Annotated in this window: 17 protein-coding genes; all 17 read left to right on the forward strand. The window is 60.9% G+C overall.

Annotated elements, in window-relative coordinates:
• Positions 1 to 24 precede the first annotated feature (24 nt).
• The 17 genes from dnaJ to recA all read left to right on the forward strand — a co-directional run bounded on the left by dnaJ (position 25) and on the right by recA (position 20,098).
• Positions 25 to 1,173, forward strand: coding sequence for a molecular chaperone DnaJ (dnaJ, locus tag DW180_RS06845; RefSeq protein WP_118238121.1), 1,149 nt, complete (start codon positions 25 to 27; stop codon positions 1,171 to 1,173).
• Between the two features lie 9 nt (positions 1,174 to 1,182).
• Positions 1,183 to 2,475, forward strand: a complete 1,293-nt coding sequence (locus DW180_RS06850; RefSeq protein WP_118238123.1) for a MiaB/RimO family radical SAM methylthiotransferase — start codon at positions 1,183 to 1,185, stop codon at positions 2,473 to 2,475.
• Complete coding sequence (locus tag DW180_RS06855; RefSeq protein WP_118238125.1) at positions 2,456 to 3,442, forward strand: PhoH family protein; 987 nt, start codon at positions 2,456 to 2,458, stop codon at positions 3,440 to 3,442. Before DW180_RS06850 ends, DW180_RS06855 begins: the two co-directional genes overlap by 20 nt.
• Positions 3,439 to 3,948: an rRNA maturation RNase YbeY gene (gene ybeY / locus DW180_RS06860; RefSeq protein ID WP_118238127.1), complete on the forward strand. Its 510-nt coding sequence runs from the start codon at positions 3,439 to 3,441 to the stop codon at positions 3,946 to 3,948. Before DW180_RS06855 ends, ybeY begins: the two co-directional genes overlap by 4 nt.
• Positions 3,949 to 3,957: 9 nt before the next feature.
• On the forward strand, positions 3,958 to 4,335 hold the full coding sequence (locus DW180_RS06865) for a diacylglycerol kinase family protein (RefSeq protein WP_118238129.1): 378 nt from the start codon (positions 3,958 to 3,960) through the stop codon (positions 4,333 to 4,335).
• A gap of 12 nt (positions 4,336 to 4,347) precedes the next feature.
• Positions 4,348 to 5,415, forward strand: coding sequence for a GTPase Era (gene era / locus DW180_RS06870; RefSeq protein WP_199569931.1), 1,068 nt, complete (start codon positions 4,348 to 4,350; stop codon positions 5,413 to 5,415).
• A 15-nt stretch (positions 5,416 to 5,430) separates the two neighbouring features.
• On the forward strand, positions 5,431 to 6,180 hold the full coding sequence (gene recO / locus DW180_RS06875) for a DNA repair protein RecO (RefSeq protein ID WP_118238130.1): 750 nt from the start codon (positions 5,431 to 5,433) through the stop codon (positions 6,178 to 6,180).
• A gap of 138 nt (positions 6,181 to 6,318) precedes the next feature.
• Complete coding sequence (gene rpsO / locus DW180_RS06880; RefSeq protein ID WP_035138510.1) at positions 6,319 to 6,597, forward strand: 30S ribosomal protein S15; 279 nt, start codon at positions 6,319 to 6,321, stop codon at positions 6,595 to 6,597.
• A gap of 150 nt (positions 6,598 to 6,747) precedes the next feature.
• Positions 6,748 to 8,994 carry a polyribonucleotide nucleotidyltransferase gene (locus DW180_RS06885; protein WP_118238132.1) on the forward strand — a complete coding sequence of 749 codons (2,247 nt, stop codon included), beginning with the start codon at positions 6,748 to 6,750 and terminating at the stop codon, positions 8,992 to 8,994.
• 642 nt (positions 8,995 to 9,636) lie between these two features.
• Positions 9,637 to 11,307: a ribonuclease J gene (locus tag DW180_RS06890; RefSeq protein WP_022094702.1), complete on the forward strand. Its 1,671-nt coding sequence runs from the start codon at positions 9,637 to 9,639 to the stop codon at positions 11,305 to 11,307.
• 1 nt (position 11,308) lies between these two features.
• On the forward strand, positions 11,309 to 14,089 hold the full coding sequence (locus DW180_RS06895) for a DNA translocase FtsK (RefSeq protein ID WP_233545212.1): 2,781 nt from the start codon (positions 11,309 to 11,311) through the stop codon (positions 14,087 to 14,089).
• Positions 14,089 to 15,600 carry a helix-turn-helix transcriptional regulator gene (locus DW180_RS06900; protein ID WP_118238134.1) on the forward strand — a complete coding sequence of 504 codons (1,512 nt, stop codon included), beginning with the start codon at positions 14,089 to 14,091 and terminating at the stop codon, positions 15,598 to 15,600. The genes DW180_RS06895 and DW180_RS06900 overlap by 1 nt, the downstream gene beginning before the upstream one ends.
• Before the next feature lie 26 nt (positions 15,601 to 15,626).
• On the forward strand, positions 15,627 to 16,124 hold the full coding sequence (locus DW180_RS06905; protein WP_118238136.1) for a YajQ family cyclic di-GMP-binding protein: 498 nt from the start codon (positions 15,627 to 15,629) through the stop codon (positions 16,122 to 16,124).
• A 27-nt stretch (positions 16,125 to 16,151) separates the two neighbouring features.
• Positions 16,152 to 17,501, forward strand: a complete 1,350-nt coding sequence (rimO, locus tag DW180_RS06910; protein WP_118238138.1) for a 30S ribosomal protein S12 methylthiotransferase RimO — start codon at positions 16,152 to 16,154, stop codon at positions 17,499 to 17,501.
• Between the two features lie 99 nt (positions 17,502 to 17,600).
• Positions 17,601 to 18,149 (forward strand): CDP-diacylglycerol--glycerol-3-phosphate 3-phosphatidyltransferase, encoded by a 549-nt coding sequence (gene pgsA, locus DW180_RS06915; protein ID WP_233545216.1) that lies wholly within the window; start codon positions 17,601 to 17,603, stop codon positions 18,147 to 18,149.
• A 12-nt stretch (positions 18,150 to 18,161) separates the two neighbouring features.
• Positions 18,162 to 18,692: a CinA family protein gene (locus DW180_RS06920; protein ID WP_118238142.1), complete on the forward strand. Its 531-nt coding sequence runs from the start codon at positions 18,162 to 18,164 to the stop codon at positions 18,690 to 18,692.
• A gap of 257 nt (positions 18,693 to 18,949) precedes the next feature.
• On the forward strand, positions 18,950 to 20,098 hold the full coding sequence (gene recA / locus DW180_RS06925) for a recombinase RecA (RefSeq protein ID WP_099431786.1): 1,149 nt from the start codon (positions 18,950 to 18,952) through the stop codon (positions 20,096 to 20,098).
• Position 20,099 lies beyond the last annotated feature (1 nt).

Raw genomic sequence — 20,099 nt, forward strand, 5'->3', positions numbered from 1 at the left:
AATGAAAGTCGGAAGGATTCGGTCGTGTCGGAAAATAGGGATTACTACGAGGTGCTTGGCGTCGACAAGGATGCCGACGCGCGGACGATTAAGCGTGCGTTTCTAAAGAAGGCCCGTACCGTACATCCGGATGTTTCGGACGACCCCGAGGCCGAGGCCAAGTTCAAGGAGCTCAACGAGGCCTATTCCGTTCTTTCCGATGAGCAGAAGCGTGCTAACTACGACCGTTACGGCACTGCGGACGGCCCTGGTGGTTCGGGCTACGTCGATATCAACGATATCTTTGGTGGCATGGGCATGGACGACTTGTTCTCGTCGTTCTTTGGCGGCGGTGCCGGCGGTGGCGCCCGCAGCCGTCGTGAGCGTCGTCGCGGACGTGACATGGCCATTTCGCTTTCGGTGACGCTCGAGGAGGCGGCACTCGGCTGCAAAAAGACGATCAGCTATGATCGCCTTGCTCCTTGCGAGGACTGCAATGGTACCGGTAGGGCAGAGGGCGCACAGGAAAAGCAGTGCGGCCGCTGCCACGGTACGGGCTATGTCACGACGGTTCAGCGTTCGTTCCTGGGCCAGGTTCAGTCTTCCTCGCCTTGCCCCGATTGCCATGGCGAGGGCACGGTTATCGACCATCCCTGCGAGACTTGCGACGGTCAGGGCCGCACGCCTTCGCATGAAAAGATCGACATCGATATTCCCTCCGGCGTTTCGACCGGTCGCCAGCTGCGTGTGAGCGGCTTTGGCGAGGCCGGCCTTCGCGGCGAGCCTTCGGGCGACTTGATTGTCAACGTGCGCGTTGCCGACCATGAGCGCTTTAAGCGCAACGGTGACGACCTGTACCTGGTGAGCGATATCTCGATTGCGCAGGCTGCGCTCGGCTGCGAGATCGAGGTCGAGGGCATTATGCCCGACGAGGTTGTTAAGGTGACGGTTCCCGCCGGCGCCCAGTACGGCGACACCGTGAGCGTCAATAATTACGGCATGCCGCGCATTGGCGGTGGCGGTTCGCGTGGCCGCCTGATCGTGCAACTGCGTGTGGTCGTTCCCACCAATCTTTCCAATAAGCAGCGCGAGCTGCTCCGTGCTTTTGCCGATGAGATGGGCGATGACGTCGCTTCCGGTAAGAAGTCGGTGACCGACCGTATCAAGAGTGCCCTCGACGATATCCTCGATTAAGGAGCCCGCGTGCTCGCACCCCATATTTCCGTCGTCAACCTCGGCTGCCGCGTCAACCGGGTTGAGTCTGACCGTATCACTGCCGATCTTATGCGCCTGGGCTTTGCTATTGTGGAGCCCCAGGATGCCGATCTGATTGTCATTAACACCTGTGCCGTTACGGGTGAGGCCGAGGCCAAGACCCGTAAGGCCGTCCGCCATGCGCTGGCCCATCAAAACGAGCCCTATGTGGTCGTGACCGGATGTGTGGTCAATTTGCATCCCGAGGAGCTGCTTGAGCTTTCGGATCGCGTGATCGCCGAGCCGTCCAAGATCGATGTCGCCGAACGTGTCTGCGAGGTGCTGGGCGTTGAGTCCGATAGCGTTCCCGCCTGCAGCGATGGCGAGGTGGTCGATGCGCTCGGTCGCTCTCGCCTGGGCGTGAAGATTCAGGACGGCTGCAACCACCGCTGCACCTATTGCATTGTGTGGAAGGCGCGCGGCCCCGAGCGCTCCGTGCCCGTCGAGTCCGTGCTCGAGCAAGTTCGCGAGGCCCAGGAGGCCGGCGTGCCCGAGGTGGTGCTGACCGGTGTGAACCTGGGCGCCTATGACGGCAAGAGCGCGACCGACGAGCATGTCGAAATCGATGAGCTGCTCGAGGCCATTATGGAGCGCACCTCTATTCCGCATGTGCGCATTTCCTCGGTCGAGCCCATGGATATCTCTGAGCGCCTGCTTAAGGTTATGGCGCGCTATCCGCAGCGTATCGCCCCGTTTTTGCACCTGCCCGTGCAGTCTGGCTGCACGGCGACCCTGCATCGCATGGGCCGTCCCTATAGCGCCGAGGCCTTTGAGGACACGGTGCGTATGATTCGCGCCAACCTGCCGCAGGCGTCTCTTTCGTGCGACGTTATCGTCGGTTTTCCTGGTGAGACGGATGAGGAGTTCGAGGAGTCGCTGGCGCTATGCCGTCGCGTGGGCTTTTCGCGCATGCACGTGTTCCGCTATAGCAAGCGCCCCGGCACCCTCGCCGCCGACATGGCCGACCAGGTACCACCTGAGGTCATGGCCGAGCGCAGCCGCCGCATGCGCGCGGCTGCTCAGGAGCTCGCCATTGCCGACGCTCGTCGTCGCGTGGGAACCGTTGAGCGCGCCGTGCTCGAGTATGGTGACAACCTGACGCTCGGTTCGTTCCATCATGCCCGTCTTGACGATACCTGTGGACTTACAGCCCCGTGCCTGCTCGATGTTGCTATCATCGGAGTCGATGATTCCGGCTTGGTCCATGCGCGCAGGGAGGTTCATGGAAGCCTCGAAGATTAGACTTACTGTTCCCGAGGGGATTGACCCCTCGCGCGTTTTGGGCGCCGGCGACGGCGTCCTTCGTGCGCTCGAGAGCTTGGTCCGCGCCCATGTGGTCGCCCGTGGCGATAGCATCGCCGTGAGCGGTGACCCGGACGAGGTCGAGCTCGTGGCGCGCTTTTTCGAACATGCTTTTCGCGAGGCTGCCGCCGGGCGCACGCTGTCTGCAGACGATGTCTCGCGCTGCCTGGCCGTCTTGCGCGACGGCGAGCACGAGGCCACGTCGCTGCGCGATGACGTGCTGCTTTCGTATCGCGGTCGTGCCATTCGTCCCAAGACGCTTGGCCAAAAGCGCTACGTTGATGCCATCCGCTCGCATACGATTACCTTTGGCCTGGGTCCCGCCGGCACCGGTAAGACCTATCTGGCTATGGCGCTTGCCGTCGCCGCGCTTAAGCGCCACGAGGTGGGCCGCTTGATCTTGACGCGCCCCGTCGTCGAGGCGGGGGAGAACTTGGGCTTTTTGCCGGGCACCCTCGAGGAGAAAATCGATCCGTATATGCGTCCGCTCTACGACGCCCTTTTTGACATGATGGATCGCGAGCGCACCGATGAGCTTATGGATCGTGGCGTGATCGAGATCGCCCCGCTTGCCTACATGCGCGGCCGCACGCTGAGCGATGCCTTCGTGGTGCTCGACGAGGCGCAAAATACCACGCCCGAGCAGATGAAGATGTTCCTGACACGCCTGGGCTTCAACTCCAAGTTCGTGATTACCGGCGACTTGAGTCAGCGCGACCTGGTGGGTCGTCGTGGCGGCCTTGCCGATGTTGAGCGGATTTTAGGCCGCGTCGATGATGTCGCATTCTCTCATCTGGAGCGTGCCGACGTGGTGCGTCATGCCCTGGTGGGTCGTATCGTCGAGGCATACGATACTTATGATGATGTGCGCGAGAAACGCGTTCGTGACCGAAAGGAGTCCCGTTGAGTGTATTGATCAGCAACGATGCCGAGCTCGATACGCTGCTCGACGCGCAGGAGGTGGAGCACATCTGCGAGGTCGTGCTTGCCGCCGAGGGCGTTGAGCGTGAAGTCGAGATTTCCCTTTCGTATGTCGACGAGGACGAGATGCACGAGCTCAACCACGAGTGGCGCGGTATCGATCGCACCACCGATGTACTCTCGTTTGAGTGCGATTCGGCCTTTGACGATGACATTCCCGCCGATGAGACGCTCGAGCTCGGCGATATTATCTTGGCCCCGCAGGTTATTGCCCGTCAGGCCCCCGGTTTTGGCAATAGCCCCGCTGACGAGAGCCGTCTGATGCTCGTACACGGCATGCTGCACCTGCTGGGCTATGACCACATCGAGGACGACGAGGCCGAGGTCATGGAGGCCCGCGAGGACGCCATCCTGCGCGATCTGGCGCTCGAGCGCGGCGAGGACCCCAAGTTGGTCCACGTCGGTCCCATCACCAACCATGCCCACGACTAGGAGCCGTCTATGATTCCCGGATCGAACAAGGACCATCCGTCTTTTTTAAAGTCGTTCTCCTACGCCATGGAGGGCTTTGTCACCGCCGTTAAAACCGAGCGTAATATCAAGGTCATGCTCGCGGCCGGCGTGTGTACCGTCATTGCCGGCTGCATCGTCGGCCTCGACATTGCCGAGTGGGCCACGGTTATCATCTGCTGCGGCCTGGTGATTCACGGCGAGCTGTGCAACACCGCTATGGAGGCTATCGTCGACCTAGCGACCCAGGAGCTCCATCCGCTGGCCAAGCGTGCGAAGGACATCGCCGCCGCCTCTGTATACGTGCTTTCCATCACCGCCGCGATTGTGGGCGTACTGGTATTTGCCCACGCGCTCGACTTTATTTAGAAAGGGATTCCCATGTCCGACAATATGCAGCCTACCGATGAGATTTTGGACGACGAGTCCCTGGACGCGGTGGATACCGAGGAGCTCGAGGATGTCGAGGAGTTCGACCCGTTTGAGGGTATGAGCGACGAGGAACTCGACGCCCTGTGCGACGAGGACGACAACCTCGCGGGCTTTGGTGACGTTGAGCCCGGTTTCCGCAGCGGCTTTGTGGCCCTGGTCGGTCGTCCCAACGCTGGCAAGTCTACGCTGCTTAATGCCTGCTATGGCAAAAAGGTCGCCATCACCTCGCCGGTGGCCCAGACGACCCGCCGCCGCATGCGCGCCGTCGTCAACCGCCCCGGCTACCAGCTAGTCTTTGTCGATACCCCCGGTATTCATAAGCCCAAGGACGGCTTGGGATCCGAGCTCAACAAGAGCGCGTTGTTCGAGCTGAACGATGTCGATGTCGTCGCGTTTTTGATTGATGCCACCAAGCCCATCGGCAGGGGAGACGCCTGGGTTGCCGAGCGTGTCAAGAACGCTCGTTCCAAGAAGGTCCTGGTGCTTACCAAGGCCGATGAGGCCGACCCCGCACAGGTCATGGAGCAGCTTAAGGCCGCCCACGAGCTCATGGAATATGACGACGAGATCGTGACATCGTCGGTCAAGAACTTCAACGTCGATGCCTTTATCGAGACCGTTGCGCACTTTTTGCCCGAAGGCCCGCGTTGGTTCCCCGAGGACATGGGCACTGACGCTTCTGACGAGACGCTCGTTGCTGAGTTTGTGCGCGAGAAGGTTTTGCGCCGTACTCGTGATGAGATTCCGCACTCCGTTGGCGTGATCTGCGATGCGCTCGAGCAGACCAAGAAGGTGCTGCGCGTGCACGCCACCATTTACGTCGAGCGCGAGGGCCAAAAGGGCATCATCATCGGTAAGGGCGGCGAGATGATCAAGCATATCGGTATCGACGCCCGTCGCGATCTTGAGCGCATCTTTGGCACGCAGGTCTTTTTGGAGCTGGACGTGAAGGTCAAGGCCGGCTGGCGTGACGACGAGGCCCAGATTCGCCGCTTTGGCTACAACGCCGAGGACTAAGGACGCGCGGCGCGCATGGCAGGCTCCCGGACATATCGCACGAAAGTGCTCGTGCTCGATAAGACTAAGCTCAAAGAGACCGACCTGATCTTGACGATGCTTGACGAGCGGGGGCGGCAGGTTCGTGCCGTGGCAAAGGGTGCCCGCAAACCCGGCGGACGCCTTGCTGCGCGTTGCGAGCTGTTCTGTACGGTCGATATGCTGCTTGCACATGGACGGTCACTCGACGTGGTTTCTCAGGCCGAGCTTATGGAGGCGCCGCTCGGCGCTGCGCCCGAATACGAGACGACCTGCGCCGCAAGCGCGATCGCCGAGGTCGCGCGCGTGTGCTCGTTCGAGGACGCCGAGGACCCGTTTACCTTTGCCATAACGCAGCGAGCGCTTGCCCTGGTGGGCAGCGGGCTTGACACGGCATATATGGACCTACTTGTGGCGGCATATGTCTTTAAGCTGCTGTCGCACGTTGGCTATCGACCCAATTTTTCGGCCTGCGTGCTGTGCGGAGACCCCATGCTGTCGTATTTTTCGCCCCAGGCGGGCGGTCTCATGTGCGGGTCGTGCGCGTCGAGCGTTCTGGGTGCCGAGCTGGTCTCGACCGGTGAGGTCGCATGGCTGCGCGCCCTCATGTCCATGACCTTCGATGCGCTTATGGCCGAGAAAATCGACCCGCATACGGCGGCGTTCTTGCTCGGGCTTTCGCATGTGTGGGCGGCGACGCATACCGACCAGCGCCTCCGTGCGATGGAATTCATGTTGGGTCGGTGATGATGCGCAGGCGCGGGCTGCTTGTGGTAACATACCGACCAGTTGGTACCTCGACCTTGGTTGCTCGCTCCACCGGCGGCTTCCCAGTCCGAGGCGAATCGAGTCGCCCGATGGCGACGCAAAACGAAAGGTGAAACAATGACTGTTTCCAAAGAGCGCAAGGCGGAGCTGACTGCCCAGTTCGGTAACACCCCGGTCGACACCGGCAACCCCAAGGTTCAGGTCGCCATCCTGTCCGAGCGCATCAAGGAGCTGACCGAGCACATGAAGTCCCACCAGAAGGACTTCCACACCCGTCGTGGCCTGCTCATGCTCGTCGGCCGTCGTCGTCGTCTTCTCTCCTACATCAAGAAGAACGACATCGTCGAGTACCGTGAGCTCATCAAGGCTCTGGGCATCCGCGACAACATCCAGTAAGGATTTGTACATGCTAAGAGCGTCCTGCGCAGCGGGGCGCTCTTTTTGTGTAAGGGCGCGAACAATCACGCTCTGAAGCGTGTCGGGGGCAGGGGGCCCGCGTCACATGAGAAGCCCGCAGGCAAGGGGCCTGTGGGGTAAAGGAGAACAATGACACTCGTATCCAAGACCTTTGAGCTGTACGGCAAGACCTACACCTTTGAGTCGGGCGAGCTTGCCAAGCAGGCTACCGGCGCCTGCCTGGTCAAGCAGGGCGACACCACGATGCTCGACACCGTGGTCGTCTCCAAGGAGCGCAAGAACTACGACTTCTTCCCGCTGACCGTTGACTTCAACGAGAAGATGTACGCAGCCGGCCGCATCCCGGGTGGCTACCTCAAGCGTGAGGGCCGTCCCAGCGAGAAGGCCACGCTCACCGCGCGCATGATCGACCGTCCGATTCGCCCGAGCTTCCCGGATGGCTTCCGCAACGAGGTGCACATCGTCGCCACCTCGCTCGTCGCCGACCAGGTCAACCCCTTCGACGTCATCAACGTCATGGGTGCTTCCCTTGCCATGACGCTCGGCGGCGTGCCCTTCGAGGGCCCGCTTGCCTGCGTGCGCATCGGCCGTAACGTGGAGACCGGCGAGTTTATCGTCAACCCCACCTACGAGGAGCGCGAGAACTCCGATCTGGACCTGGAGCTGGGCGGCTCTGCCGACTTCATCTCGATGGTCGAGGCTGGCGCCGAGGAGATCTCCGAGGACGACATGCTCGCCGCCATGAAGTTTGGCCAGGAGGCCCTTGCTGCCTTCTGCCAGGCTCAGGACGAGTTCGTCGTCGAGTGGGAGCAGGTCAACGGCCCCATCGTCAAGAAGGAGTACCCGCTCGACCAGCCCGTCGAGGAGGTCCAGGAGCGCATCTTCGCCCACTACGACGAGATGGCTGCCGCCCTTCGCGATGCCGACAAGCTCTCCCGTATCGGCAAGGTCGAGGCTCTGAAGGAGTCCATCCGCGCCGAGTTCACCGAGGAGGAGCAGGCCGCTTGGGAGCGCGAGATCCCCGTGGCGCTCAAGAAGCTCGAGAAGAAGGCCATGCGCACCATGGTCGTCGAGACCGGCGAGCGCGTCGACGGCCGTGCCGCCGACGAGATCCGTCCCATCATGGTGAAGGACAACTACCTGCCGCTCGTTCACGGCTCCGGTCTGTTCCAGCGTGGCCAGACCCAGGTGCTTTCCGTCCTGTCGCTTGGCATGCTCAACGAGGGCCAGCGTCTGGATACCATCGAGCCCACCGAGGGCAAGCGCTACATGCACCACTACAACTTCCCGCCTTTCTGCACCGGCGAGACCGGCCGCATGGGCAGCCCCAAGCGCCGCGAGATCGGCCACGGCAACCTGGCCGAGCGCGCCCTGCTTCCGGTGCTCCCCGACGAGAACGAGTTCCCCTACGCCATCCGCGTCGTCTCCGAGGTCATGGAGTCCAACGGCTCCTCTTCGATGGCTTCGACCTGCGGCTCCACGCTCGCCCTTATGGACGGCGGCGTGCCCATTAAGCGCCCGGTCTCCGGTATCGCCATGGGCCTGATCCAGGAGGAGGGCAAGACCGTGGTACTGTCCGACATCCAGGGTCTCGAGGACTTCCTGGGCGACATGGACTTTAAGGTCACCGGCACCACCGAGGGCATCACCGCCCTGCAGATGGACAACAAGGCCACCGGCCTCACCTTCGACATCCTGGCCCGCGCTCTGCAGCAGGCCAAGGAGGGTCGCGCCTTCATCCTGCAGAAGATGCTCGATGTGATCCCCGAGCCGCGCCACACCACGCGCAGCACCGCTCCGCGCATCGTTTCCATCCAGGTTCCGACCGACAAGATCCGCGACGTCATCGGTTCCGGCGGTAAGGTCATCCGCGGTATCCAGGACGAGACCGGCGCCTCGGTCGACATCCAGGAGGACGGCACCGTCTTTGTCGGCGGCACCGGCGAGTCCGTCGACCAGGCCGTTGAGCGTATCAAGCTCATCATCAAGGTTCCCGAGCCGGGCGAGGAGTACACCGGTCGCGTGGTCTCCATCCAGCCCTTCGGCGCCTTCGTCAACCTGCTGCCCGGTAAGGACGGCCTGCTGCATATCTCCCGCGTCGCCAAGGGCCGCGTGGAGAAGGTCGAGGACGTCCTCAACGTGGGCGACGAGGTCAAGGTCGTCGTCATCGAGGTCGACGATCGCGGCAAGATCTCGCTCGATCGTCTCGACAAGCCCGAGGCCCCGGCTCGCGCCGAGGGTGCCTCCGAGGGCGACGGCGAGCACTTCCAGCGCCGTGAGCGTCCGCGTCGCGAGCGCTCCGAGCGCAGCGACCGTCCGCGCCGTCCCGGCGACAACGGAGGCCGCAAGCCCCGTCGTCACCACGACGCCGAGTAACAGCCGCACATAAGCAGCTCAACAAGGGCGACTCCGGACAGGGGTCGCCCTTTTGCTTGCGCCCGGGAGGGCCGCATATGAAGTTTCCTGCTCTACAGTCCTGCGCAAGACGGAAAGCACATTAAGTGCTTTCCTTTGCGTGCGGAACTCGCGATAAACTTCATATGCGGCCCTCCCGGGCGCAAGCAAAAGGGCTTGTTAGTGCCGCTCGATATTTAGTTAGACAGTCTTATCAGTAGTCAGATTTCAGATCTGTAGATAGACGCAACAGCATATCTCCAGATAAAACCGACCAAAATAAACCTGTCCCTTTTTGGTTGGTTCCCCGCGAGGGCGAGCACGGATGAAGTTTATCGCGAGTTCCGCACGAACAGGAGGCCACTTAATGTGGCCTCCGTCGTGAGCAGGACTGTAGAGCAGGAAACTTCATCCGTGCTCGCCCTCGCGGGGAACCGGCGGGATAGACGGGTTCAGATGGGGCTTTGATGCATGGGTGGTCTGTTGTTGTGCAAATGGGTATCATACTGTGGTTATTGCATCGACTCTGTGATGCATGTTTGTACGTTCCCGACGGTCGGTTTGCCAGAAGCGCCCCGTCGGTTGTTCCAGACCCGTTTCGAAGAAAGGAAACCACACGAACCTATGGCAGCTAAAAAATCATCTCCCTTGAAGATCATCCCGCTCGGCGGCCTTGACGGCATCGGCAAGAACATGACGGTCTTCGAGTGCGGCGACGACATGGTGCTCGTCGACGCCGGTCTCATGTTCCCGGATGACTCCCAGCCCGGTATCGACCTGGTGCTTCCCGACTACACCTATGTTTTGGAGAATGAGGAGAAGCTCCGCGGTATCGTCGTCACCCACGGCCACGAGGACCACACCGGTTCGCTTCCGTACCTGCTACAGGACCTCAACAACAAGGTGCCCATCTTTTCGAGCAAGCTGACGCTTGGCTTTATCGAGGGCAAGCTTTCTGAGTTCCGCATCCGCGCGCCCAAGTTCCGCGAGGTCAAGGGCGGCAGCCATGTCAACCTCGGTGGCATCTCGCTCGACTTCTTCTCGATGACGCACTCCATCCCCGGCGCTCTGGGCGTGTTCATTCGCACCAACCAGGGCACCGTTATGCACACCGGCGACTTTAAGCTCGACCAGACGCCCATCGATGGTGTCACGCCCGACTATGCCGCTATCAGCCGCTTTGCCAAGCAGGGCATCGACCTGCTGCTTTCCGACTCCACCAATGCCACGGTTCCCGGCTTTACCAAGTCCGAGGCCGAGGTCGGTCCCAACTTGCTACACGCTATCAAGAACGCCCCGGGTCGCGTGTTCGTCGCGTCGTTCTCGAGCCACATCCATCGTTTGCAGCAGATCTGCGATGCTGCCCGCAAGTGCGGCCGTAAGGTCGTTGTGACCGGTCGCTCCATGCTCACGAACACACGCGTGGCGCGCGAGCTGGGCTACCTCAACATCGACGATGCCGATATTATCGATGCCTTTGATATCGATAATTTGCCTGACGACAAGATCGTCGTCATGTGCACTGGTTCGCAGGGCGAGCCGCTGTCGGCCCTGTCCCGCATGGCCAACGGCGAGCACAAGACGCTCTCTATCCACGAGGGCGATACCGTTATCCTCTCGGCAACTCCCGTTCCCGGCAACGAGAAGGCCGTCCAGCAGGTCGTCAACAGCCTGGCCAAGCTCGGCTGCGACGTGTGGGATAAGAACCGCGCTCTCGTTCACGTTTCCGGTCACGGTAGCCAGGAGGAGCTCAAGCTCCTGATGGCCATGGCCAAGCCCACGTACTTTATGCCGGTTCACGGTGAAGCCGTGCATCTGCGCGCCCATGCCCAGCTGGCCCGCAAGATGGGTCTCAAGGACGATCATATCTTTATCCTCGACAACGGCGACACGCTCGAGATGCGCGGCGGTATCGTTAAGCGCGGTACGCCCGTCGAGTCCGGCGTCGTTTACGTCGACGGCCTGCGCATCGGCGATACCGACCCCATCGTCTTACGTGATCGTCAGAAGCTCGCCAACGACGGTATGGTTACCGCTGTTGCCATCGTCTCGCTCAAGCACAAGAAGATCGAGGCCATCGAGTTCTCGGGCCGCGGCGTCTCGTTTGCCATCGACGACCAGTTCTCCGAGGATGCCTCCGCGTCCATCATGAAGACGATCGAGAAGGGCAAGTTCAGCTTTACGAGCAGCGGTTCCGATGCCATTCGCAAGGCCGTGCGCGACTCGCTCTCCAACTTTATCTGGAGCCGTACGCGCACTCGTCCGATGATCATCCCGGTCGTCATGGAGGTTTAGTTTGGCGCGCGGATCTGCACAAAACGCCAAAGGCAATAAGGCCAACAACCAACCGGCATCTGCTAAGGGTGCCGGTTCCCATCTGCGTGCCAATAAGGGCCACGAGTCCGAGTTCGATGATTTCGAGCCCTTGGTCGAGCCCTCGGCCAACCGCGATATCGCCGGCGTGGTCATTGCCGTTTTGGCGATTGCATCCTTTATTGCCGTGATTTCGCCGGCGACTGCGCCCGTTACGGCTGCGGTTGCCGGTTTCTACCACTTGGGCTTTGGTCTGGGCGCCTACGTGCTGCCGATCGTCATTTTGCTGTTTGCCGCCACGCTCTTTTTAGGCGAGGACTCGCCGCTCAACGCGCGCTCTGTTGCGGGCGGCGCCGTGGTCTTTATCGCCGTCGTCTCCATTCTTTCGTTGATGGTGCCAGGTACGAGCGACTCGTGCGACCTTATGTTCACGCCGCAAAATCTGTCCGCCTCGGGTGGCTACATCGGTGCGTTTATTGCGAGTGCGCTGCAGAATGCCCTGGGTAAGCCTATCGCGATGGTAGTCCTGCTGGGCCTTGCCGTCGTGGGCCTTGTCATCATTGGCTTTTCGGTTGGCGGCGTTTTGCGCTCTGCCCGCGATCGTGCGGCAGATTTTGCCGAGCGCCGTCGTGCCGACGTCAACGCGAGCCCGTGGGGTGACGATGAGGCCCTGTCGGTGCCCGGTGTTGCCCGTCCGCACCTGAGTATTCTGCGCCAAAAGAGTTCCGATGCGGCCGTGACTACGGTTATGGGTAGCGAAGTTGATCCGATTCTGGACGATGAGGACGTGGACGAAGATCCGTTTGTCGACGTTTCCGATGCCGTGGAGGCCGAGCGCGCTAAGACGACGCTGCTGCCGCGCCGTCATGCCAAGAAGAGCAAGGCTGCGCCTAAGCTCAATACGAGTGAGCCCGACCCGTCTTGGTCCGATAGCGAGATTGAGCTCACCGAGGGCGATGACGAGGATGACGAGGCTCCGATTGAGACCGCAAAGACAACTTTGCTGCCGCGCCGTCATGCAAAGCGCGACCAGGTAACCGGTCAGCTTTCGATGGAAGACGACCCCGATAAGATCGACGAGTCCGAGCCGCCGTTTGCCGTGAATCCTGTTTCGGCAGCACCTCAGATCCCCGACTTCTTGAAGCATCCCAAGGTTGCCGATGCGCCTGCCTTGAGTGCTGTCGAATCGGCTGTGGCTAGCGATGGGGGAGCGGACAATGCCCCCGCAGATAACGAGGGCGAAGAAGAGGACGGCCTCAAACTTCCGCCACTTGAGATTCTGCATGCCAATCCGCAGTCGGCTTCCTCCGCGTCTTCTGACAAGGAGCTGGAACAGACTGCCGAGTCGCTTCAGTCCACCTTGCTGGAGTTTGGTCGTAGTGCCCGCGTGGTCGGCTGGATCGCCGGCCCCACGGTGACGACCTTTAAGCTGCAGCCCGGTGAGGGCGAGCGTGTGAGCAAAATCTCGAGCCTCGAGGACGATATCGCGCTTTCGCTCGCTGCCCAGTCGGTGCGTATCTTTGCCCCGATCCCCGGCACCTCGCTCGTGGGCATCGAGATTCCCAACCGCAAGCGCCAGAACGTCAATCTGGGCGACGTGCTGCCCTATGTGAAGGGCGGTCCGCTCGAGCTCGCCATCGGCCGCGACGCCGAGGGCACGCCGGTTGTCGCCGACCTCGCCAAGATGCCTCACCTGTTGATCGCCGGTACGACCGGTTCTGGTAAGTCGGTGATGATCAATTCCATCATCACGACCTTGCTCATGCGCGCCCTTCCCGAGGACGTTCGCCTGATCATGGTCGACCCCAAGCGTGTCGAGCTTGCGGGCTATAACGGTCTGCCGCATCTCTATGTGCCCGTGGTGACCGAGCCCAAGCAGGCCGCGAGCGCTCTGCAATGGGCTGTGTCCGAGATGGAGCGTCGCCTGAAGGTCTTCGAGCGTCTCAACGTGCGTAAGATCTCGACCTACAACGAAAAGCAGGCTGCTGGCGAGTTTGAGCATTACGACAATCCGCCGCAAAAGATGCCCTACCTTGTCATTATCATTGACGAGCTCTCTGACCTGATGATGGTCGCCGGTAAGGATGTCGAGGCCTCGATCGTGCGTATTGCACAGCTGGGCCGTGCCGCCGGTATTCATCTTATCGTTGCCACGCAGCGCCCCAGCTCCAACGTGGTGACGGGCCTCATCAAGGCCAACATCACCAACCGCATCGCCTTTAACGTCGCCACGGGCATCGACTCGCGCGTCATCATCGACCAGATGGGCGCCGAGAAGCTCACCGGTTTGGGCGACATGTTGTTCTCCAAGGTCGACTGGGGCAAGCCCCGCCGTATCCAGGGCTGCTTTGTCTCGGATGATGAGATCAACGAGATTGTCGAGTTCGTCAAGTCGCAGAGTGAGCCAGACTACCACGAGGAGATCCTGTCTGCCGTGGCGCCCGCTTCCATGTCCATGGCGGGTGGCGGAGGCATTGTCCGCACCGGAGTAACCGAGCCGCAAGACGATGATCCACTCATCTGGGAAGCCGCCCATATTGTGGTGGATTCGCAGCTTGGCTCCACATCTGGCCTGCAACGCCGCCTGAAGGTTGGCTATGCGCGTGCCGGGCGTATTATGGACATGCTGGAAGAAAAGGGTGTCGTCGGTCCGCCCGACGGTTCCAAGCCGCGCGAGGTCCTGCTGGACGAGGAGGGGCTTGCCGCGCTGGAATCTGTCGATGCCGAGATGGCACGTGAAGATCGTGAGTTTGGAGGATTCTGATGGCTGCACGCTTTGGTGACATGCTGCTCGAGCAGCGTCGCCGAATGGGCCTTTCCATTCAGCAGGTCGCCAACACCATCAAAATCAGGCCGCAGATCATCGAGTTTTTCGAGACCGGTAACTTTGCTTCGATGCCGCCGCGCGGCTATGCGCAGGGCATGATTTCGAGCTATGCTCGCTTTTTGGGCCTCAATCCGCGCGAGGTCGTCAATGCCTACTTTGACGACCTGATGGCATACGAACGCGAGACGTCGCAGCAGGGCGGTCGTTTCCAGGACGCCGCCGGCTACGTCAATTCGCGTTCCTCGGTCGATAACGGGCGCTTCCTGATGGTTCAGGGTGGTCGCTCAACGCGTTATGGTCAGCGTCCGCAGCAGGCTGGCTATATTACCGAGACGGGTTCGGGCGAGGAGATTCGCTCACAGCGTGACCGGTTCCGCAGTACGCCGATGCCCGAGGACCGTGCACTTCCCGCTGCCCGCGGCGTGGCGCGTGACCCTCGTGCCGGCTACGGCGACGGCGGCTATTCCGATCGCGGTCACCGTGGTATCTCCACCGGACGTTCTCGCAGTGGCTATGCGGATGCCGATACCACGCAGGTGACGCCGCGTCTTCGCTCTCAGTCTCAGCCGTGTGGCCAGCGCCCTTCGGCTCCGCGTTCGGGCCAGCGTGGCTATCAAGGCCGCGGTGAACTTTCGCCCCGCTCTGGTCAGCGCGGCCTTCAGGGCCAGGGTGGCTATCGCGGCCGTTCCGATAGCAATCGTGGTCGTATGTCTCAGGGGGGCGGCCGCAGCAGTTCCAATCGTGGACGCGGCGGATCTTGTACTCCTCAAAACAACGGGCTCGATCCGCGTATCGTCTACGCTGGCATCGGTGCCGTGGCGTTGCTACTGATCGTGCTCATCGTGGTGCTTCTGCGCGGCTGCGCATCTTCGACGCCCGAGACCACGCCCGAGACGCCTACTGCTACCAAGACGACGACCAAGAAGTCTTCTAAGAAGACCGAAACGGTCGACGAGGACGAAGACACCGATGAGGCGACGGATGAGTCGACCGATTCGGACGCCACCAAGACGACGGCTAAAAAGGAAGAGAACGAGGTAACGAAGGTCAAGGTCTCCGTTGCCAAGGGAAAGACCGCGTGGATTGAGGTCAAGGTCGACGGCAAGTCGGTCTATGGTGCCCAGGCGACTGGCCCCTTTGAGCAGGAATACACGCCCGAGTCCTCGATCGAGATCACCACGTCCAAGCCTTCCGATGTCACCGTTACCAAGAACGGCGAAAAGGTCCGTTACGATACCAAGACCTCGGGCGTGGCGCGCGTGACGATCACCGTTCCCAAGAAGGAGACGACTGATTCCGAGAATGGTGAAAGTTCTGATGGTGCCGACGCCACCGATGGTACCGACACCACCGACGGCACCGATGCCCAGTCCACGGATGGCACCGATACCGCAACTGACGGTCAGACGCCCACCGATTCTACCGACTATTCGTACGATAGCTACTAAGCCGCTCGTACGCGAAAGGAAATATCATGGCTAAAGATTCCAGCTTCGACGTCGTGTCCGAGGTCAACATGCAAGAGGTCGACAACGCCTTTCAGCAGACCACGCGCGAGATTTCCCAGCGCTATGACCTGAAGGATTCCGGCGCCACGATCGAGCTTTCGAAGGGCGACAAGCTCTTTACGATCAACGCCCCGGCTGACTTTGTCTCCAAGCAGATTATCGACGTGCTGAGCTCCAAGCTCATCAAGCGCGGTATCGACCTCAAGGCTGTCTCGTGGGATGCTCCGCAGGCGGCGTCGGGCGGCACCGTGCGCGTGCTCGGCCATATCGTCGAGGGTATCGACCAGGCGACCGCCAAGAAGATCAATAAGGACATCAAGGACCAAAAGCTCAAGGTCAAGGTGACCATCGAGGCCGAGAAGCTGCGTGTTTCCTCCGCTTCGAAGGACGCGTTGCAGACCGTGATCCAGTTCCTGCGCGACCGGGACTACGGCCAGCCGCTGCAGTTCACCAACTACCGCTAATATCATTCGAAAGGACTGCTCTCCAACATGGATACACCGTTGGGCTCCGTGCTCTACATCACCCTCGGGTGCGCTAAGAACGAGGTTGACACCGACCGCATGCGTTCTCTTTTGACCGCCGCAGGCTACGAGGAGGCATTCGACCCACAGGATGCCGATATCGCCATCGTCAATACATGCTCGTTCCTCGCCTCCGCAACGTCCGAGAGCATCGAGACCACGCTCGAGCTCGCCAACGAGGTTCAGGACGGCGTTCGTTCTTGTCCCATCGTCATGTGCGGCTGTGTGCCGTCGCGCTATGGCGACGACCTGCCCGATGAGCTGCCCGAGGTCGCTGCCTTTGTGAAGGCCGACGAGGAGGACGGCATCGTGGCGGTCATCGATGGCGTGCTGGGTGTCGAGCGTGAGATCGCTGCCTATATTCCGCAAGTCAAGCGCACCGTCGAGGGCGCTGTCGCCTACGTCAAGATCTCCGATGGCTGCAACCGCTTCTGCAGCTTCTGCATGATCCCCTATATTCGCGGTCGATATCATTCGCGCAATGCCGAGAGCATTATCTCCGAGGTACGCGACCTGGTTGCCGGCGGTGTGCGCGAGATCGTGCTGATCGGCCAGGACACGGGTATTTGGGGCACCGACTTTGCGGAAGAGGACGTCGCCGAGGGCTCGCCGCGCAATCTGGCGCAGCTGCTGCGCGCCGTCGCCGAGGCCGTGCGTCCGCAGAACGTCTGGGTCCGTGTGCTCTACCTGCAGCCCGAGGGCATGACTGACGAGCTCATTGAGACCATTCGTGATACGCCTGAGGTGCTGCCCTATATCGATATCCCCGTGCAGCACTGCGATGCTCGCATACTTAAGGCTATGCGCCGTTCCGGTTCGCGCCAGGAGCTCGAGGACCTGTTCCGCGATCTGCGTGAGCGCATCCCCGGCATCGTGATCCGTTCCACGGCCATGGTCGGCTTCCCGACCGAGACCGACGACGAGTTCCGCGACCTTATCGACTTTATGGACACCGTCGGCTTTGACTACACGAGCGTCTTTGCCTACTCGCAGGAGGAGGGCAGCCTGGCCGCCAAGATGGAGGGCCAGGTCGACGAAGAGGTCAAGCTCGAGCGCGCCCAGGAGGCCATGGACCTGGCCGAGTCGCTCGGTTTTGCTGCAACTGCCGCACATGTGGGCGAGCGCGCCCAGGTGATTGTCGACGGTATCGAAGAGACCGAGGACGGCGCCGAGCTGATCGGACATGCCTGGTTCCAGGCGCCTGATTCCGATGGCGCGGTGCATCTGGATGCCAGCGAGGCATCTGTGGGCGATATTCTGACGGTCGAGTTTACCGATAGCTTCTGCTATGAGCTTATCGGCCATGTTGTGGAGTAGGAGAGCGTCGTGGCAAACGAGAGCAATAAGGAACTGACGAGTGTTTGGACGCCCGCCAACATCGTGACGTGCGTTCGCATCGTCTTTATCCCGGTGTTCATGATCGTGTCGGCGCTTTCTCACACGAGTGTTGCCGGTACAGATTGGAGCACCTTCGACGGTCCGCTCGCCGCCGCTGCCTTCATCCTGTACGTCATCCTGTCGTGCACCGATAAGGTTGACGGCTACCTGGCGCGCTCGCGCAACGAGATTACCGACTTCGGTAAATTCTTGGACCCCATCGCCGACAAGCTACTCGTGTTCTCGGCCTTGCTGCTGTTCTTGGACTTTGGCGCCGTGTCGGTTTGGTCCGTGTTCATCATCTTGTTCCGCGAGCTGCTGGTAAGCGCCCTGCGCATGGTCGCGAGTGCCGCCGGCGTTGTCGTTGCGGCCGATAAGCTCGGCAAGTACAAGACGGCGACCACGATGGTCTCCATCTGCGGTTACCTGTGCGTCTTTGCGATGGCCGGCTTGAACCTTGGCCCGCTGGCGCTGACGCTCGGCATCTACTCGGTGTCGCGCTTCCTGTACGCCGTTGCCGTTGTCCTGACCGTTATCTCGGGCGTCCAGTACTTCTGGAACTGCCGCAAGATCGTCTTTTCGGTCTAGGTCCTGGTGGGTATGACGGACTCTTTTGAACAGATTTCCGCACATAACGAGGAGCTGGCGCGCGATATTGTCGAGCGCGCGAGCGCTCGGGGCGTGACGGTTTCGACGGCTGAGTCGCTGACAGCAGGTATGATCTCCTCGACGATTGCCGATATCCCGGGCGCCTCGGCGGTGCTGCGTGGCGGTGCGGTGACCTACTGCGATGAGATAAAGCATCGCGTTTTGGGTGTTGAGCAGGAGACGCTCGACCGCTATACCGCGGTGTCGCATCAGACCGCGCGCGAGATGGCGGCGCGTTCGCTGGAGCTGTATCAGAGCGATATTGCTGTGAGCGCAACGGGTTATGCCGGCCCCGGCGGCGGCACTGAGGACGATCCGGCTGGCACTTTCTATATTGGCTGGGCGTATCGCGCGGCTGATTGGGAAGTGCCGGTCGTGGACTCTGTGCGCTGCCACTATGAGGGCGACCGTTCGTGTGTTCGTGCCCATGCGGTCGCGGAGGCATTGGGACGCATTGCCCTTGTGCTCAACTCTATGGAATAGACGTGTTTTCAGGGGCCTTAGGGCCACTTAATTGTGGAGATAGGGACCCCTGACGAATTTAGCGTTTGCGCTGGTTATAGGTGTATTCTTGCCTTCCTTGTTCTTATTCGGCCCTTTGTGGTCAAGCATTTGGTCAGTGTTTGGTCGGCGTTTGGTTGGGTTTTGGAAAGACTGCCTGCATATGATTGGCCTGAACGGTTGACCACGAACAGCCGTTCGTTTATTATCGATGCAGGTTGTTAAGAGGAGGGCTATTCATGGCCAAGAATTCAGGTCCCGTACGTACCGTTCATGCACCCACGACGGGTAAAGAGCGCGAAGAGATGATCGCCACCACCAAGGCCGAGATCGAGAAGAAGTTCGGTCAAGGCTCCATCATGAGGTATGGTGACGGCGGCCCCGAGCTCGAGGTCGAGGCCATTCCCACGGGCGCTCTGGCCCTCGATGCCGCTCTGGGTATCGGCGGTGTGCCGCGCGGCCGTATCGTCGAGATTTACGGTCCTGAGTCCTCCGGTAAGACGACGCTTTCGCTCGAGATCCTGGCCGAAGCCCAGGCAATGGGTGGCGTGGTGGCATTTATCGATGCCGAGCACGCGCTCGATCCCACGTATGCCGCGCGCATTGGCGTGGATATCGACGAGGTACTGATTTCCCAGCCTGATACGGGTGAGCAGGCGCTCGAGATTGTTGACATGCTCGTGCGTTCCGGCGCCATCGATGCCATCGTCGTCGACTCCGTCGCCGCGCTGACCCCGCGTGCCGAGATCGAGGGAGAGATCGGCGATACCACGGTCGGATTGCAAGCTCGTCTGATGAGTCAGGCGCTCCGCAAGCTCGCCGGCTCGCTGTCCAAGTCCAACACGACATGCATCTTCATTAACCAGCTGCGAGAGAAGATCGGCGTCATGTTCGGCAACCCCGAGACCACGACGGGCGGCCGCGCCCTTAAGTTCTTCTCTTCGGTGCGTATCGACATTCGCCGCATCGACAGCATTAAGCTTAAGGATGAAGTTATCGGTAACCGCGTGCGCGCCAAGGTCGTTAAGAACAAGGTGGCAGCTCCGTTCCGTTCTGCTGAGTTCGACATCATGTACGGTACGGGCATCTCTAAGGAGGGCTCGATTCTGGACATGGCTGTCGAGTGCGGCATTTGCAAGAAGATGGGCTCCTGGTTTGCCTATGGCGAGGACAAGCTCGGCAACGGTCGCGAGGCCGCCAAGGCGTTCCTGCGCGAACACCCTGATTGCGCCGACGAGATTGAGCATAAGGTCCGCCTTGCCTGCGGGCTTGAGTTTGACGACGATGCTCCATCCGAGGTCGAGCTGACCGATCAGCCTGCGCCTGAGGAGTTTGACGAGCTTTACGCCATCGATGGTTCCGCCATGCTCGATGATGACGACGAGTAGC

Source organism: Collinsella sp. AM16-21, from assembly GCF_003471905.1.
In the GTDB taxonomy this organism is placed as follows: Bacteria; Actinomycetota; Coriobacteriia; order Coriobacteriales; family Coriobacteriaceae; genus Collinsella.

Bases quoted from the DNA above. Each gene is read 5' to 3' on its own strand.
- recO (WP_118238130.1), top strand. From the start codon at position 5,431: ATGGCAGGCTCCCGGACATATCGCACGAAAGTGCTCGTGCTCGATAAG.
- DW180_RS06885 (WP_118238132.1), top strand. From the start codon at position 6,748: ATGACACTCGTATCCAAGACCTTTGAGCTGTACGGCAAGACCTACACC.
- era (WP_199569931.1), top strand. From the start codon at position 4,348: ATGTCCGACAATATGCAGCCTACCGATGAGATTTTGGACGACGAGTCC.
- DW180_RS06905 (WP_118238136.1), top strand. From the start codon at position 15,627: ATGGCTAAAGATTCCAGCTTCGACGTCGTGTCCGAGGTCAACATGCAA.
- DW180_RS06855 (WP_118238125.1), top strand. From the start codon at position 2,456: ATGGAAGCCTCGAAGATTAGACTTACTGTTCCCGAGGGGATTGACCCC.
- DW180_RS06900 (WP_118238134.1), top strand. From the start codon at position 14,089: ATGGCTGCACGCTTTGGTGACATGCTGCTCGAGCAGCGTCGCCGAATG.
- DW180_RS06920 (WP_118238142.1), top strand. From the start codon at position 18,162: ATGACGGACTCTTTTGAACAGATTTCCGCACATAACGAGGAGCTGGCG.
- pgsA (WP_233545216.1), top strand. From the start codon at position 17,601: ATGATCGTGTCGGCGCTTTCTCACACGAGTGTTGCCGGTACAGATTGG.
- DW180_RS06865 (WP_118238129.1), top strand. From the start codon at position 3,958: ATGATTCCCGGATCGAACAAGGACCATCCGTCTTTTTTAAAGTCGTTC.
- rpsO (WP_035138510.1), top strand. From the start codon at position 6,319: ATGACTGTTTCCAAAGAGCGCAAGGCGGAGCTGACTGCCCAGTTCGGT.
- DW180_RS06890 (WP_022094702.1), top strand. From the start codon at position 9,637: ATGGCAGCTAAAAAATCATCTCCCTTGAAGATCATCCCGCTCGGCGGC.
- rimO (WP_118238138.1), top strand. From the start codon at position 16,152: ATGGATACACCGTTGGGCTCCGTGCTCTACATCACCCTCGGGTGCGCT.
- recA (WP_099431786.1), top strand. From the start codon at position 18,950: ATGGCCAAGAATTCAGGTCCCGTACGTACCGTTCATGCACCCACGACG.